Origin of the sequence: Clostridium sp. DMHC 10 (assembly GCF_001270375.1) — a bacterium.
GTDB classification, from domain to species: Bacteria; Bacillota; Clostridia; order Clostridiales; family Clostridiaceae; genus Clostridium_S; species Clostridium_S guangxiense.
Genome location: NZ_LGVB01000015.1, coordinates 3,015,126 through 3,031,027, shown reverse-complemented (window position 1 = coordinate 3,031,027; position 15,902 = coordinate 3,015,126). Strand labels below are relative to the sequence as shown.

The window sequence follows — 15,902 nt, the reverse complement described above, 5'->3', positions numbered from 1 at the left end:
CTCAATACAGCATAAATTGCAGTTCCTAAAAAGCATATGCTGCATATTGACCATATTTCTGGAAATAATTTTTTTCTGATATTAAAAAAATACCAGAAAAATAAAAAATGCTAAACTAACTAATCCAAATATTGCAACAAGGCCATTCTCTTCTGAAAAACAAAATATATCAAGTAAACCATAGGTAAAAAATCCGAACAAACAAAAAATAGCAACTTCCAGTCTATTCATGTTTTTAGGCCTTTCAGCAAAAAAGTACGCCATAGCAAATATAAAAAATATGCATACAATCGTAAATATGTAGGTGACTTCCATTCCTATCACTCCTAAAATATATTATCAAATATATAACAACATATTTTGGGAAAACATTCATTCTTTACACGTCTTTCTAAAAAGCATTTTTTAATCCTCTATTTTAAACTATCTTTCAATATGAATACATACTTAAATTAACCAATACTTAAAAATCATGATTTAAAAAATAAAAAACACCAGGCATCAAACCTAGTGTTATCAATGGGCGAGTAAACCTATAAGCCGAGTTCTGTGTTAGACAATCATCTATCTAGATCTTACGTTACCATAAGATTCAAGCGATACTACCCGGAAGCGGGACGGGCCGCCCCGAAATGCTTCCCTATTCGATCTTGCTCCAAGTGGGGTTTACATAGCCGCAAAGTCGCCAATGCGCTGGTGAGCTCTTACCTCGCCTTTCCATCCTTACCTAAAAATTAGGCGGTATATCTCTGTTGCACTTTCCTTCAAGTTACCCTGACCGGGTATTACCCGGCACCCTGCCCTATGGAGCTCGGACTTTCCTCTCCTGCCAAATTGACAGCAGCGATTGTCTGGCTTACTTGCTTAACTATAATATCACACATAATCACATATTGCAATAAAAAGATTCATTTAATATTATCTTTTTAATTTACTCTTTTTACTTTTTTTACCTAAGCCTTCACTATCGTAGTATAAAATCCTTCCGCAGTTATCACAATGCACGATCTCCACTCCTCTACATATACTATCCATTGTCATAGCTGAAACCTTCATCTTACAGCCCTCACATACAGTACCTACTAACTTTGCAACTGCACAATCATTATATTTTAATATTTTTTCTATCTCATCAAGCATATACTTAGGAATATCCTTTTTTACATTTTCTATTTCTTTTTCAAATAGTTTTATATTGCTATCAGCCTCATCCATTTTTTTGCTGCTCTTATCTTTGTAATCATAAAAATTGTTTTTCACATTTATAAGTTCCAATCTTAAATTTTCAATAACTAAATTTATTTTCTCCTCCTGTTCTAAAAGTTCCATAGCATCATCTTCAAGTTTTTTTAGTTCCTGTTCACCCTTTTGAATTGATTTTTCAAGTTTGTCTATAGCATTTAAATCTGAGCCTACCTTGTTATATAAATCAAATTCCTTCTCATCTATTTCCTTCTTGTGATTTTTTATTTTTTCACTTATATCTTCATAACCTTTTTTTATAGTTTCAAGAGTTTTCCTTTTCGAAATATACTCTTTTTTCTTATCGTCAAATTCTTTTTTTAATTTTTTTAAAAAAATAAATATGTGAACCATCTTTTAACACTTTTTTATTTTCTTTTATTAGATCTAAATTATGCTGAAGTGAATATGCCAATTCTATATTACTCATAATTTCTCCCTCCAAATCAAATATAATCATACCTGGGGTTTGGGCGATAGCCATTATCCTTCTTAAACAAGATATTGTGCACTCCTTACAATACTCGGGGTTTTGGCAATAGCAAATTTCAAGTAATTTATAGTAAAGTAAAAGTAGACACAGCGAAAAAACCATATCTACTTCGTTTTGTACGGATCAACATTACAATTTGATACATATACATTAATATTCAATTTTCTTTCATACAAAGCGCTTTGGAGTTTTGAAGCTGCAACCTTCACTGCTGGCCATTCAGTTCCAAAGTGACCAGCATCAATAATACACATACCAAGTTCGTTATAATCGCTAACGTAATGATATGAAGTATCGCCTGTAATTATACACTCTGCGCCAAGTTTTCTTGAGCTTTCAAAAAAATCTTGACCACTTCCATTTATAATTGCAATTTTATATATTTTCGTATTATCCCTTCCACAATACCTTAAATTCTTAATTTCAAGTTTATTCTTTATAATAGAACATAATTTTTCAAGTGTAATTGGACTAGATAAATCAACTAATCTTCCTATACCAGAACTGCTGCCATCATATGAATTAGCTTCAATAACCCTACCCTTATCAAAACCAAGCAGTTCAACAATTATATCATTTAAACCGCCACTAACACTATCAAAATTGGTGTGCGCTGAATATAAATTAATCTTGTTTTCAGCAAGCTTTAATATTTTAATTCCTTGAAGAGTTTCATTTGTTACAGAAGACGGCTTTCTAAAAAGAAGGGGATGATGGGTTACTATCATATTGCATTTCTTTAATAAAGCCTCATCTATTACATCTAAAGTACAATCTAGCGCCATAAGAATAGAATTCACATTAGCCTCTGTATTTCCAACCATAAGACCAATATTATCATAATCCTCTTTCAATTTTTGAGGTGCAAACTCCTCAATTATATCGCACAAATCTTTTACTTTAAAAGGCATGAAAACAGCTCCTTAAGAATATGGTTTTTGTGAATTAGTTCTTCTTTTCTTTTTAATGCATTGCTATTACAAGGATCAATATTATCAATTATATGCTTATTTTTTTTACTTTATACTCAACATACTTTCTTATAAGTGGATGCTTTTTTTCAATAAGCTTTTCACTTATTTCATAGTAAATATCGTCTTTAATTATGACATGATTGTTATATCCTACTTTTATTATCTCATAATATTTGTTTTCGTCAATACATAATTCCTCATCAAAAATGTCAAAACCTTCATTATACAAATATTTTCTAAGCACTTCCGGATTTTGAACTGGCTGAAGTACAGCATATTTTAGGGATTTAAATACTTCCAAATTCTCCTCTATAATATCGCTTACGAGATTTCCTCCCATTCCTGATATGACTGCACAGTCCACCTCATTTGGTTCTATAGTACTAAGTCCAGCCCCTAATCTGCATTCTATTTTTTCTTCCATTCCATATTTTTTTATATTAATTTTTGCTTTATTAAGTGGCCCTTTCTTGATATCTGAAGCAATTGCAGTGCTGCATACATCATTTTCTATAAGATATATTGGAAGATATCCATGATCCGTTCCTATATCTGCAATACAATTACATTTATCAATCATAGAAGCGACACATTTTAATCTATTTGATATTTCCATATTTCCTCCTTAAAATTTAGACCTCGTTTTAAACAAGCGCAAAAGAAAGCACTTATTCAAAACAAAGCCTTCTTTAGTACTTTTTGCTATGTTGAAAATAATTGTAAAATTCTTATTTGCATTATAAAAAAAACAAATGATATTATGAGCGATACATACATATATTTATATGCAAGCTTTTTGCTGTATTTAGAATAAAAATATGATACATAGTACATACAAAATAATATAATCATATTATATGCTCCATACATCATCTGCTTAAAAGCAAAACCCTTAGCAGTTCCATATACAATAGGATTAAAGTTAGCATCAAAACTAAGAGGCATTTTTGCTGGCAGCATATCCTTCCAATAAAAGATAAATGGAACTATGGTCATTGCAAGAATAATAATAGTTACAATTATAAAAGGAATCATAAAATATTTATCTTTACCTAAATTTATTCTCTTATTTTTTTGTATGGCCAATGTTCAAAAGGTATGCTTAAATCTTTCAATTTATCTTCTATTTCTTGTACACTTTCAGGTGAAATAGCATATATCATATCTTTAACTTTTATATAAATCACATTCTCCGTAGATGTACAATACATATTAGTTGTACCTATATTTTCAACAAAAAATATTCCAAAGGCAAATTTATTTTTTCCATATCCTGAAAGCTTTACACCATTAATCATACCTTCAGATTTTTGATACATGTCCATTTCATTAAATGGTATTATTACTTTTTTCAAGCCTCTAAAGGCTATTATATAAAAATTATAATCATCATAATAATACTTAAGTGTAATGCATTTCAATAAATAATATATCTGGTATAAATTAAATATTATCAAAAACACTTTAAAGAAAACTATGATTGCATATGTATTAATAAAGTTACCTATTACCAATATAATTATATTAACTAGCAAGGAAACTAAAATCACGTCAATAGCTAAAAACAGACTTTTGCAAGGTTTTATATATTTCAATTTTTCACCTTCTTTTAATTTTAAGATAAACCACCTTGAATTGATTGCATTTCTATCCAAACCATCTTAATCATGACCACCGGCTAAGCCGGTGGTTTGCTCAGCCCTGTAAGGGCATATTACTGGCTGGGCTAAAAGCCCTCTGAATGGTCCGCCACCCGCATACTTTTCCGTGCAGTCGCTAAAGCGACTATTTTTTGTTCTTCTTTACTAATATTTCTATATTGCGATAATCATATATATGCTAAAACTTAGCTAGTTGCCTAAAAAATATCATTCTCAAAACAGCCATAGACAAAACTCCCACAATTACTGTAAGCAGCAAGTTATTTTTCTTAACAGCAGTAATGCATGTTATAGCTGCCGCAACTAAAACTGGCACATTTATTGAAACCTTATTATTTGATATTACTAATGCCGAAAATACAAGTGCAGTTAAAATTGAAATTGGAATGTACTTTAAAAACATTTCAACTTTTTTATTAAGCTTAATTTTAGAAATCAACATTACTGGAAGAACCCTTGGCAAAATAGTGACTATGGCTCCGCCAATTATTATGTACCAAAACGCGCATACTCATTTTTTAATAGTACCTCCTATAACAGCTCCAATCACTGCTGATATTACTATTGCCGTATTTGCAGAAAAAAATTTTTACAGTTGCAATAAATACCATTGCTGATGAAACTACGACAACAGCTGATTTTTTAGCTTCAGAATTATCCTTTAGGCTAGACACTAAAAGTCCTATAAACATGGCAGGAAGGGCAAAATCCAATCCAAATTTCTTATAATCATATATTAAACTGCTAAAACATGCTCCAACAAATGTTGCGGCAATCCAATTTAAATATGCAGTTATATTTACCCCAATCATCCATTTATAGCTTATATTGCTTTTACTACTACCTTCAGATGATGCAAGTGCAAAGGTTTCATCTGTCATAAGCACACCAACTGTAAAATTCTTTTTAAGAGAATTATCTTTAAAATAAGGTGCTATTGCCGCACTCATAAGAAGATGTCTTAAATTGACTAAAAATACAGTCAAAATTGTTTGCGTAACAGATGCTGATGAGAGAATCATACTTGCGGCAATAAATTGTGAAGAACCAGCATATATAAAGGTACTCATAGCTACAGTTTCTAGTACCGTCATACCACAGGATTTGCTTACCACCCCACAAGCAAATCCAATACTTAAATATCCAAACAAAGTTGGTATACAATCCTTAACTCCTTTAAAAAATTCATTACCATTTACATGAATTCTTTGTTCCTCAAGCATAAACTTGCCCCCTTTAAAGTTCCATTTATATATTATAGATTGCTTTTTTACCTAAAATCACCTTCTGAGAAATCTTACCCCAATTGTTTCTCTTTTTTGTTTTCAGGCAAATTTACTCCTATTACTCCTATTAAAATGAGTATTGAACCTATAATATGATAATAATAAAATTTTTCATTTAAGAATATCACTCCTGCTAAAATTGATACTATAGTGGATATATTAGAAAATACAGAAGTTGTCGATGCCTCTAGTTTAGATAAACTAAAGTTAATTAAGAAATAAGCACAAATAGAAGATATTATTCCTAAATAAACTATAGATTCAATAAATACTTTGCTTAAAAGTGGAGTAAAATACTCATGTAGATTTCCATCAAAAATGTGTATAACAATTAGAATTAAATTAAAGCTTAAAGCTCCAAACCCCATCATGAAGTAAGTTATTTCAACTGGAGTAAATCTTCTAGATACTTTCCTTGAAATTATATTAAAAAACCTGCTGAAATAACAGCGCCCATCAGCAAAAATATTCCTGTAATTGAACTGCTAGAGGCATTTGAATTGTCCATTATCACTATAAATGCAACACCTGAAACTGATATAACTATATAAATGAGCCTTTTAACAGAAGGAATTTCCTTTAAAAAATACGCTGCAAGTATAGTTACTGCTATAGGTATTAATGCTATCATAAGTCCACTAATGGATGAAGATGTATTTTTAACGCCATAGGTTTCAAAGATAAAATACATTACAGGTTCAAAAAAGGCCAATATACTCAACCACTTTATTGGCTTATTTTTAAAGTTAACCTTAATCAATTTAATCTTTATAAGTACTGTCATAACTAAAAAAGCTGTAAAAAACCTAAAAGCAACAAGTTCTATAGGCGTCGATACCTTTAAGGCCCTTTTTGTAAATAAAAAGCTCAATCCAAATATAACTGAAGATATTACAACAGTTACATATGGAAGTACTTTAGGTTGTCTTTCTATCATTATATCCCCCCTATACAAGCCAATTAATATACTATCATAAAATATTATAAAAGAATAGTTAGATTTATATAGTTTTTTAAACTTTAACGTAAGTTTTATAAAATAAAAACCACCGTTTTGGGGTAGCTTTTTATTTTACATTTTAAAATCTTATTGACAAATTTTCCTTAATCATATATTATTGTAAATGCAAATTATTTGCAGCCAAATTTTTAGGAGTGATTCAATGTATAAGAAATGTTTAATTTTATTTATATCTATATGTATGCTTTTTTCACTTACCTCTTGCATGAACAATAGTTCAAAAGATTCTTCAAGTGGAAAGATAAAAGTAGTAGTTTCTTTTAATGCAATGAAAGAATTTGCTTATGCCATAGGAAAAGATAAAATAAATATAGTCAATATGACACCAAATGGAACAGAACCTCATGACTTTGAACCTAAAACAAGAGATATTGAAGCACTTGTAGATGCAGATATATTCATATACAACGGTCTTGGCATGGAATCCTGGACCTCTAAAACTTTAAAATCAATAAATAATAAAAATTTAATTGTAGTAGAAGCTTCGAATGGTGCTAATATAATTAAAAACACTGATGCTGGAGAAATAAAGGAGCATGGTGCATATGACCCTCATCTATGGATTAGCTTAAAAGGTGCTGAATTAGAAGCTAAGAACATAAAAAATAGCTTTGTTAAGGCTGATTCGAAAAACAAATCTTTCTATGAAAAAAACTATAATGCTTTTAAAAATCAACTAGATGAACTTTATAGCACCTACAACGAGAAATTTAAAACTACAAAAATAAAACTTTGTTACAGGTCACGCTGCTTTTGCATATCTTTGCAAAGATTTTGGTTTAAAACAAGAAAGTGTTGAAGATGTTTTTGCTGAAGGAGAACCAAGTACAAAAAGACTTTCGGAACTAACTGATTTTTGTAAAAAAAATAAAGTTAAAACAATATTCGTGGAAGATATGGTAAGTCCAAAGGTTTCTAAAACACTTGCTAAAGAGGTAGGTGCTAAAGTAGAAAAAATATATACCGTTGAAAGTAAAGAGGATGGGAAAAATTATATTGAAGCTATGAGATCAAATCTAGAAATGATTTATAACAGCCTTAAATAAAAAAATGTGAAGTAACAGTATCTTGTAATGCAAAATACCGCTGCTTCACATAAACATGGATTAATATTGAATTAATTGTTAGTGCAATATTCCATTTCTTAATTTCCTTTTATTCATATTCATTCACTGTAACCTACACTCCTTGCCCTTTACCCTATATTTTTAAATTCTCTCCTAAATAAAATCCCACAACGCCAAGTATTAATGTCAAAAAAATATACGTGAATGCATTAAGCTTTTTTTTGCCTTGAAATAAGTTAAAACCTTCATACATAAAAGTTGAAAACGTAGTGTAAGCACCCATGAATCCATCAGCTAATAGCAGTGACATATTTCTACTTACGCCAGAGCTAGTTAAAACCCCTAATAAAAATGCTCCTGTTATATTTATTATAAAAGTTCCAAAAGGGAACTTAGATTTTGATCTTTTAGAAATAATATCTCCTAACTTGTACCTTGTTAAACTACCAAAAGCTCCTCCAATTCCTATTAAAATATATCCCAACGCTATTCCCCCTTATGAAATCTTCTCTTCTTCATTATCTTCAGTCTTTTTATTAAAGAATCTTGAAACTCCCTTTCTTGCCACAATAACTCCAAAGTATGCAAAGCATAGTCCAAATATTACTGAAAAGCTTATATATAATATTGAAGAAAAATATAATCCATGATTTATAAGCCTACTGTTTCCTTGCACATAGTAGAAAATGTAGTATATGCACCTATAAAACCTGTTGTAATCCCAAGCCTTATATCATTATCAAGCTCCAAGTTATCTATGGCTATAGTAGAAATTAGCGCTAACACAAAACTTCCTGTTATATTTATTATAAGTGTGTTTAAAGGTATAGCTTGCTTATAATTATAAAAATTAATATTTTTAATAATAAATCTTAAAATAGCTCCTAACGCTCCTCCTCCAGCTATAAGTAAATACTTTTTCATATGTTTCCTCCAATCCTTTTTATTATAAATAAACAAAAAACCCCTACACTTATTAAAATGTAGAAGTCATTAATCTAAAAGATAGTTAAGGCGAACTTCATCACCTATTCAGTTATTATGGGTCATATTATTATATCAATTAAGTTATAGTTTGTCAATTAAAATAGCAAGCTTCAAGCTTTATGTAAGTAACTTCTTCTTAAATTACGACAATTCATTTTTAGTTTTCATAAGCTTAAAAATTAAAAATCCTAAAATTGAAGATATTATGGAAACAGACATAATTGCTACTTTAGCATCATTTAAGTAAATTGCGTTAGAAAATGATAAAGAAGAAATAAATAGAGACATAGTAAACCCTATTCCTCCAAGTACACTTGCTCCATATAAATGTTTTATTGAGACTTTTGAAGGTAATTTGGCAATTTTAAATTTAATAAATAACCACGACATACCAAAAATGCCCAATTGCTTTCCACAAAAAAGTCCTAAAGCAATTCCAATACTCACAGGAGAAATCATAAGCCTTTTAAAGCTATTAATATTAACTATAACTCCGGAATTGGCTAAAGCAAATATTGGCATAATGCCATAGGCAGACACATAATTAAGTAAATGCTCCAATTTATAAGCTGCAGATTCTTCTGCTTCTACTCTAGTTTTCCCAAGTGGTATACTTATCCCCAAAAGAACTCCAGCAATCGTTGCATGAACTCCAGACTTTAATAAACAAATCCACAAAACAAATCCTAAAATTATGAAAGCTGAAATATGCCTTACTTTCAACTTATTAGCTATAATTAGAAATACAAAAGCGATCACTCCTATAAGAAGTGCAAGCCACCGTATATTATTCGTATAAAATATTGCAATAACAATAATTGCCCCTAAATCATCCACTATTGCTAGCGCTGTCAAAAATACTACTATACCTCTAGGCGCTTTTTTATTTCCTACAAGAGAAATTACCCCTAATGCAAAAGCTATATCCGTTGCCATTGGAATTCCCCAACCAGAAACCGTATTCTGACCAAAGTTAACCATAAAATATATTATTGCTGGAACCACCATTCCCCCTAAAGCAGCTCCAATTGGAAGTATTACTTTTTTATAGTTTTAAGTTCCCCCACAAGAACTTCCCTCTTAATTTCCATTCCGACTAATAAAAAAAATATAGACATTAAGCCATCATTAATCCAGTGAAGTATAGACATTGATATAAAAAATTTTCCCATTCCTAATGCAATATTTGTATGAAGTACCTTTTCATAAGCATGATTCAAACTCGAATTTGAAATAATTACAGCAGTCAAAGCACACATAATCAGAATAATTCCACTTGAGGATTCTTTATGAAAGAATTCTTTAAACATATTAATGACTGCAGATGCCTTTTTTAATTTCATAACATTTCTCCTCGAATATATATGATGACTAATAAACAATTTTATAATTGCATTTTTAGTTTTCCCAATATTACTTTTTTAAAACACAGCTATGATTAAAAAAATGTTAATATAAATTAAAGAAGCCTTATTTTATATAATCTTAGTCATTTTATCAACACACAGCAACCTTTTATTATAGTACTAAGTTACATTAGCCATTTTTTACTTTTATTAACATCAGCTTAACACAATTATGGTAAAATAAATACAAATATTTTAACATGGAGGAAAACATGAAAGATTTAAATAAGATTGAAAAAAGCTGGATAATGTATGACTGGGCAAATTCTGCATACAGTATAGCTATAACATCTACTATACTTCCACTATATTTTAAAATGGTGTACTCTTCTGGCACGTCTGCTTCTTCTGCCAATTCTACTGCATACTGGGGTTACGCAAATTCAATTGGAACTTTAATCATTGCATTTCTGGCTCCCATTCTAGGAACTATTGCTGATTATAAAGGATATAAAATGAAACTTTTTAAAACATTTTTTATTCTTGGAATTATATTTACCTCTCTTCTTTCTATAGTTCCTAATACCTATTGGTCTTTGCTTCTTATTTTCTATGTAATCAATTCTATAGGTTTCTCCGGAAGCTGCATATTTTACGATGCTTTTCTAGTAGACGTAACACCAAAAGAAAAAATGGATAGAGTATCTTCTATGGGCTTTGGAATGGGATATATAGGCAGCACAATTCCTTTTATATTATCCATATCCTTAATAATACTTTCTCAATCAAAAGTTATTCCTCTTTCAATACAAACTTCCTGTAAAATATCCTTTTTAATAACTTCAGCATGGTGGGCACTTTTTACTCTGCCTATGATTAAAAATGTAAAACAAATTCATGGAATAAACATAGAAAAAGCTCCAATTGTAAATAGTTTTATAAGATTAAAAAGCACTTTAAAAAACATAAAGCACCACAAAAATTTATTTATATTCCTTCTTGCATATTTTTTCTATATAGATGGCGTTGATACAATAATAACTATGGCCACTTCATATGGTTCGGACCTTGGGATAAGCTCCTCTACCCTTCTTATAATACTTCTTGTAACACAATTTGTAGCTTTTCCATTCTCCATAATTTTTGGCCGTCTTGCAGAAAAATTTAAAGATAAAACAATGATTTTTTGCGGAATAATAATTTATTCTTTTATATGTATATACTCTTATTTCATAAAAACCTCTTTAGATTTTTGGGTACTTGCTGTACTTGTAGGAACTTCTCAGGGAGGAATACAAGCAATAAGCCGCTCTTATTTTGGTAAACTTGTACCTAAAGAAAGAGCTAATGAATTCTTTGGCTTTTATAACATATTCGGAAAATTTTCAGCTATAATGGGTCCTTTTATTGTAGGCATAGTTACGCAGCTAACAGGTGAAACTCGTAAAGGTGTGTTAAGTATAATATTTCTTTTTTTAGTTGGAGGGATTATTCTTTTTAAAGTTCCCGCTGATAAAAGATGTGCTAATTCTAAAAACACCGCATATGAATTAGACGCATAAAAAAGCTATGTTTTAAAATAATATCAATAAAAATTTATGTCATTAATGGAACCTAAGAATTGCTTATTTATAATTTCAGTAATCCTAAGATTCCATTAATTTCAAAATATTATATCAACTTTCTTTTAAACACGGCTTATTATGCTATAAGTAAACTTTATCTAAATAAAGCTCCACCAATAATCATTTTTTGAATTTCATTAGTTCCTTCATATATTTGAGTAATTTTAGCATCTCTCATCATTCTTTCAAGATTATACTCTCTCATGTATCCATTTCCACCAAGCATTTGTACAGCTTCAACAGTTACATGCATTGCTGCATCTGTACAAGCAAGTTTTGCCTTTGCAGCGGATACAGAATATGGTCTTCCATTTTGCTTATCAAGTGCTGCTTTGTATAATATATATTTAGCTTCTTCAATTTCAAGCTCAAGCTCTGCCATTTTAAAGGATAAGTATTCATTTTTATATAGAGGTTTTCCAAATTGAACTCTCTGTTTTAAATATTCTTTAGCTATATCAAAGGCTCCCTCTGCTATTCCAAGTCCTTGAGCTGCAACTCCTATTCTTCCTCCATCAAGTGTACTTAAACCCATCCTAAGACCTTTTCCTTCTTCTCCAACTAAATTTTCAACTGGAACTTTACAATTTTCAAACACAAGTTCTGAAACTTGAGCTGATCTTATACCACATTTGTTTTCAATTTTACCTACTGAAAATCCTGGGAAGCTCTTTTCAACGATGAAAGCAGATAAACCCTTAGCTCCTTTACTTTTATCTGTTGAAGCAATAACAAAGAATGTTTCTGATAATGGTCCATTAGTTATAAAGCACTTAGAACCATTTAATATATAATAATCTCCATCTCTTACAGCTGTAGTTTGAACACCTGATGCATCTGAACCTGCATTTGGCTCTGTTAACCCAAAGGAACCGAATTTTTTACCTGAAAGTATATCTGGAAGATATTTCTTTTTTTGTTCCTCTGACGCATTATTTATAATACCCCCAGCACAAAGTGAAGTAGTTACTGAATAGGAAATGCCAACCGAGGCATGGACCTTTGATATTTCTTCTACTGCAAGTACATATGAAAGATAATCTCCTCCGAAGCCTCCATATTCCTTTGGATAAGGCATACCGATAAAACCCATGTTACCCATTTTCTTATAAGCTTCTATTGGAAATTCACTATTTTCATCATTTTCTATAGCTATAGGTTTAAGCTCCTTTTCAGCAAATTCTCTTGCAGTCTTTTGAATCAACTGCTGTTCTTTAGATAATTCAAAATCCATTTAAAATTCCTCCTTAAAAAATAATATTACCTTTTTATGCCCATAGGCGTATCATAAAAAATTCTTTCATCCATCAGCTTAGGATCTTCATCCATTTTCGGTACAAAGTCCATTAAATCTAAAATATCTCTTTCCATGTTTATTCCTGGTGCTATCTCTATAAGGTATAGGCCATCTTTTTTAAGTTCAAAAACAGCTCTTTCAGTGATATATAAAACACTTTGACCCGTTTTTTGAGCATACTTGCCACTAAACGTAATTTGTTCTACGTTATCTATAAATTTTTTAACCTTACCTTCTTGAAGTATATTTAACTTTCCCTCTTCAACAGCCACTTTTAAACCTGAAGTGGTAAAGGTCCCACAAAATACTACCTTCTTAGCATTTTGAGATATATTTATAAAGCCTCCACAGCCTGCTATTTTAGGTCCAAACTTACTTACATTTAAGTTTCCCTCTTTGTCCACTTGTGCTAAACCTAGAAAAGCTATATCAACTCCTCCACCATCATAAAAATCAAACTGATAAGGCTGATCTAGTATGGCTTCTGGATTTATTGAAGCTCCAAATTCGCTTCCACCCTCTGGAATGCCTCCTACAGGCCCTGCTTCTACTGTAAGTGTCATATATTTTCCTATACCTTCTTCATTTGCAACAAGAGAAATCACCTCTGGAATCCCTATGCCAAGATTAACTACACTGTTTGGTTTCAATTCCATTGCAGCCCTTCTCGCAATAACTTTCCTAACGTTCAAAGGAGCTTTTTCTATACTTGTAAAAGGTATTTTTATTTCTCCTGTTAAAGCTGGATTATACTGACATCCAAAAGACTGTTCATGCTCTTCTTTTTTTGATACTACAATTGCATCTACATAAATCCCTGGAATTTTAACAAGTCTAGGGTCAAGACTTCCAGCTGCGACCATCTTTTCAACCTGCACAACAACAGTTCCACCACTATTTTTGCAAGCCTGGGCAATAGATGTGGCCTCAAGCGTAGCAACTTCCCTTTCAAGAGTTACATTTCCCTTTTCGTCTGCAAAGGAACCTCTTATAAAACATATATCTATTGGAAATGATTTATATAGAAGCTTTTCTTCACCATTTATATTCACTACCTCAACTATGTCCTCTTTTGTTACCTTATTTAGTTTTCCACCTTCAATTCTAGGATCAACAAAAGTATTTAGACCAACATGAGTTATAGTTCCCATTCTCTTTCCGGCAATATCCCTAAAAAGCTGCGAAATAGTTCCTTGAGGCAAATTGTACGCTTCCACCTTATCTTCTATAGCCATTCTTCCAAGCTTAGGTGAAAGATTCCAATGGCCTCCAACTACTCTTTTAATCATACCTTCATGTGCAAAATGATCTGCACCTTTACCGTTACTATCGCCTTGAGCGGCCGCATATATTAAGGTTAAGTCTCTAGGATGTCCCGTCTCATTAAATCTTTTTTCAAGGGCACAAGTAAGAGATTCAGGGCAGCAGCTTCCAACAAAACCACCTGTTACAATAGTTTCTCCATCCTTAACCATTTCTGCAACCTCACAGGGCTTCAAAAATCTTACTCCCATATTGAATCCTTCCTTTCACACTTATCCAATTAGCATCCCTTAAAATCAGGAGTTCTCTTTTCTACAAAAGCTTTCATTCCCTCTTTTTGATCTTCTGTCGCAAAGCACAAAGCCCATAAATTATTTTCATAACTGTAAGCTGACTCAGTATCCATATTAAGTCCGTTATTTATTGATAACTTTGCAAGGCTAACAGCATAACTTCCTTTTGTCATTATCTTTTTTCCAAGCTCCTTTGCCTTTTGAATAAGCTCTTCAGGCTTGTATATTTTATTAACGAGACCTATACGATAAGCCTCCTCTGCATCTATCATATCTGTAGTAAAAATTAATTCCTTAGCTCTTCCTTTTCCAACAATTCTAGGAAGTCTTTGTGTACCAGCAAAACCAGGTATTATACCAAGATTGACTTCTGGTTGGCCAAATTTTGCATTGACTGAAGCTAATCTAATATCGCAAGCCATTGCAAGTTCATTTCCTCCACCTAAAGCATAACCATTAACAGCTGCTATAACCACTTGAGACATATTTTCAATATCAGAAAATACTTTTTGAGCTACTCTTGAAATTTCTTTTCCTTCTATGGCATTTAAATTTTGCATTTCCTTTATATCTGCTCCTGCAACAAATGACTTAGATCCTGCACCAGTTATAATTACAATTTTCACATATTTTTTTAATGAAATTTCACTTATAAGCTGACCAAGTTCTTTTATAGTTTCGCTGTTCAAAGCATTAAGAGCCTTAGGCCTATTTATTGTAATTTGACCAATTCCATCTTCTTCTTCATAAATAATATTTTTCACAATGATCCCTCCAATTAGACTATGATAAACGTGTATTCTAAATAAACTTTAATCACTTAACTATTCATAATGTAGTACAGGCGCTCTGAAGTATCAGCCTTCTTTAAATTTTTGAAGCAATTGTATGGATTTTACTAAACTTCAACTAAAAAACCAATCTTCACATAATTACATTTTGAAAGACTGTCAAATAATTGTTTAAAGCTAACATGTTTATCTCATAGAACTGTAAACCTTTCTCCTCTAAACATAAGTACACTTTTTAAACCTTTACATCATTTGCATATTTGTTTACTACTTCTGAGCCACTGAAGCCCCTCATTATCATCTTGTTTACATAATGCCAAAAAGTGTTTCGAAAAACCAAGCATATCGTTACTATCCTAATCTTAACCTTATCCCTATTAATCTTTTATTCCCCCTGTCTTACTATTTATTTAAGAAGACGGGCTAACATCTTCTCAATATGAAATTCATAAAAACATTGCAATAATATGCTCAAATTATTGTTGTTTATTTGTTAACTTTTGATTATATTATAAGCATCATTACCATAACATGTCAATATATTTTTATAAATATT

15 protein-coding genes, 1 other RNA gene, 4 pseudogenes and 1 riboswitch are annotated in these 15,902 nt (G+C 31.1%); of the genes and pseudogenes, 2 read left to right on the top strand and 18 right to left on the bottom strand.

Annotated elements, in window-relative coordinates:
* Positions 1-81: 81 nt before the first annotated feature.
* From AGR56_RS16590 to AGR56_RS23590, 12 genes and pseudogenes are all read right to left on the bottom strand, one after another.
* A complete protein-coding gene (locus tag AGR56_RS16590; protein WP_053243141.1) occupies positions 82-315 on the bottom strand; it encodes a hypothetical protein in 234 nt (77 codons plus the stop codon).
* Positions 316-520: 205 nt separating this feature from the next.
* Positions 521-863, bottom strand: an RNA gene (gene rnpB / locus AGR56_RS17310) — RNase P RNA component class A.
* A 55-nt stretch (positions 864-918) separates the two neighbouring features.
* Positions 919-1,596: a C4-type zinc ribbon domain-containing protein gene (locus AGR56_RS16585; protein ID WP_242851514.1), complete on the bottom strand. Its 678-nt coding sequence runs from the start codon at positions 1,594-1,596 to the stop codon at positions 919-921.
* Positions 1,550-1,672 (bottom strand): hypothetical protein, encoded by a 123-nt coding sequence (locus AGR56_RS23040; protein ID WP_278279669.1) that lies wholly within the window; start codon positions 1,670-1,672, stop codon positions 1,550-1,552. The genes AGR56_RS16585 and AGR56_RS23040 overlap by 47 nt, the downstream gene beginning before the upstream one ends.
* Before the next feature lie 167 nt (positions 1,673-1,839).
* Positions 1,840-2,646, bottom strand: a complete 807-nt coding sequence (locus tag AGR56_RS16580) for a Nif3-like dinuclear metal center hexameric protein (RefSeq protein ID WP_053243140.1) — start codon at positions 2,644-2,646, stop codon at positions 1,840-1,842.
* Positions 2,631-3,325 (bottom strand): annotated as a pseudogene (locus AGR56_RS16575) (class I SAM-dependent methyltransferase). The gene AGR56_RS16580 and the pseudogene AGR56_RS16575 overlap by 16 nt, the downstream one beginning before the upstream one ends.
* Positions 3,326-3,411: 86 nt before the next feature.
* Positions 3,412-3,744, bottom strand: coding sequence for a hypothetical protein (locus tag AGR56_RS16570; protein ID WP_157055791.1), 333 nt, complete (start codon positions 3,742-3,744; stop codon positions 3,412-3,414).
* Positions 3,745-3,767: 23 nt separating this feature from the next.
* A complete protein-coding gene (locus tag AGR56_RS16565) occupies positions 3,768-4,364 on the bottom strand; it encodes a PH domain-containing protein (RefSeq protein WP_084757102.1) in 597 nt (198 codons plus the stop codon).
* Positions 4,365-4,548: 184 nt separating this feature from the next.
* Positions 4,549-4,857 (bottom strand): AzlD domain-containing protein, encoded by a 309-nt coding sequence (locus AGR56_RS16560; protein WP_278279717.1) that lies wholly within the window; start codon positions 4,855-4,857, stop codon positions 4,549-4,551.
* A gap of 31 nt (positions 4,858-4,888) precedes the next feature.
* Positions 4,889-5,593, bottom strand: coding sequence for an AzlC family ABC transporter permease (locus AGR56_RS16555; protein WP_242851512.1), 705 nt, complete (start codon positions 5,591-5,593; stop codon positions 4,889-4,891).
* A 74-nt stretch (positions 5,594-5,667) separates the two neighbouring features.
* Positions 5,668-6,024 carry an EamA family transporter gene (locus tag AGR56_RS23595; RefSeq protein WP_347460505.1) on the bottom strand — a complete coding sequence of 119 codons (357 nt, stop codon included), beginning with the start codon at positions 6,022-6,024 and terminating at the stop codon, positions 5,668-5,670.
* Positions 6,025-6,077: 53 nt separating this feature from the next.
* Positions 6,078-6,593: a DMT family transporter gene (locus AGR56_RS23590; protein ID WP_347460504.1), complete on the bottom strand. Its 516-nt coding sequence runs from the start codon at positions 6,591-6,593 to the stop codon at positions 6,078-6,080.
* Between the two features lie 226 nt (positions 6,594-6,819).
* Here AGR56_RS23590 and AGR56_RS16545 point away from each other — a divergent pair.
* Positions 6,820-7,723 (top strand): annotated as a pseudogene (locus tag AGR56_RS16545) (metal ABC transporter substrate-binding protein).
* A 154-nt stretch (positions 7,724-7,877) separates the two neighbouring features.
* Here AGR56_RS16545 and crcB (AGR56_RS16540) read toward each other — a convergent pair.
* The 3 genes and pseudogenes from crcB (AGR56_RS16540) to nhaA all read right to left on the bottom strand — a co-directional run bounded on the left by crcB (AGR56_RS16540) (position 7,878) and on the right by nhaA (position 10,074).
* Positions 7,878-8,228 carry a fluoride efflux transporter CrcB gene (gene crcB, locus AGR56_RS16540; protein WP_053243136.1) on the bottom strand — a complete coding sequence of 117 codons (351 nt, stop codon included), beginning with the start codon at positions 8,226-8,228 and terminating at the stop codon, positions 7,878-7,880.
* A gap of 12 nt (positions 8,229-8,240) precedes the next feature.
* A pseudogene (gene crcB, locus AGR56_RS23585) lies at positions 8,241-8,668 on the bottom strand (fluoride efflux transporter CrcB).
* 53 nt (positions 8,669-8,721) lie between these two features.
* Positions 8,722-8,782: riboswitch (Fluoride riboswitch) on the bottom strand.
* 90 nt (positions 8,783-8,872) lie between these two features.
* Positions 8,873-10,074: pseudogene (nhaA, locus tag AGR56_RS16530) on the bottom strand (Na+/H+ antiporter NhaA).
* A 275-nt stretch (positions 10,075-10,349) separates the two neighbouring features.
* On the opposite strand from nhaA, the gene AGR56_RS16525 reads away from it, so the two are divergent.
* Entirely contained in the window at positions 10,350-11,639 is a 1,290-nt protein-coding gene (locus AGR56_RS16525) for an MFS transporter (protein ID WP_053243135.1), read from the top strand.
* Between the two features lie 157 nt (positions 11,640-11,796).
* On the opposite strand, the gene AGR56_RS16520 is transcribed toward AGR56_RS16525, so the two are convergent.
* Genes AGR56_RS16520 through AGR56_RS16510 form a run of 3 tightly spaced genes read right to left on the bottom strand, consistent with a single transcriptional unit; the run spans position 11,797 to position 15,319 of the window.
* A complete protein-coding gene (locus AGR56_RS16520; RefSeq protein WP_053243134.1) occupies positions 11,797-12,936 on the bottom strand; it encodes an acyl-CoA dehydrogenase family protein in 1,140 nt (379 codons plus the stop codon).
* Between the two features lie 26 nt (positions 12,937-12,962).
* Positions 12,963-14,513, bottom strand: a complete 1,551-nt coding sequence (locus AGR56_RS16515; RefSeq protein WP_053243133.1) for an acyl CoA:acetate/3-ketoacid CoA transferase — start codon at positions 14,511-14,513, stop codon at positions 12,963-12,965.
* 29 nt (positions 14,514-14,542) lie between these two features.
* Positions 14,543-15,319 (bottom strand): enoyl-CoA hydratase-related protein, encoded by a 777-nt coding sequence (locus AGR56_RS16510; protein WP_053243132.1) that lies wholly within the window; start codon positions 15,317-15,319, stop codon positions 14,543-14,545.
* Positions 15,320-15,902 lie beyond the last annotated feature (583 nt).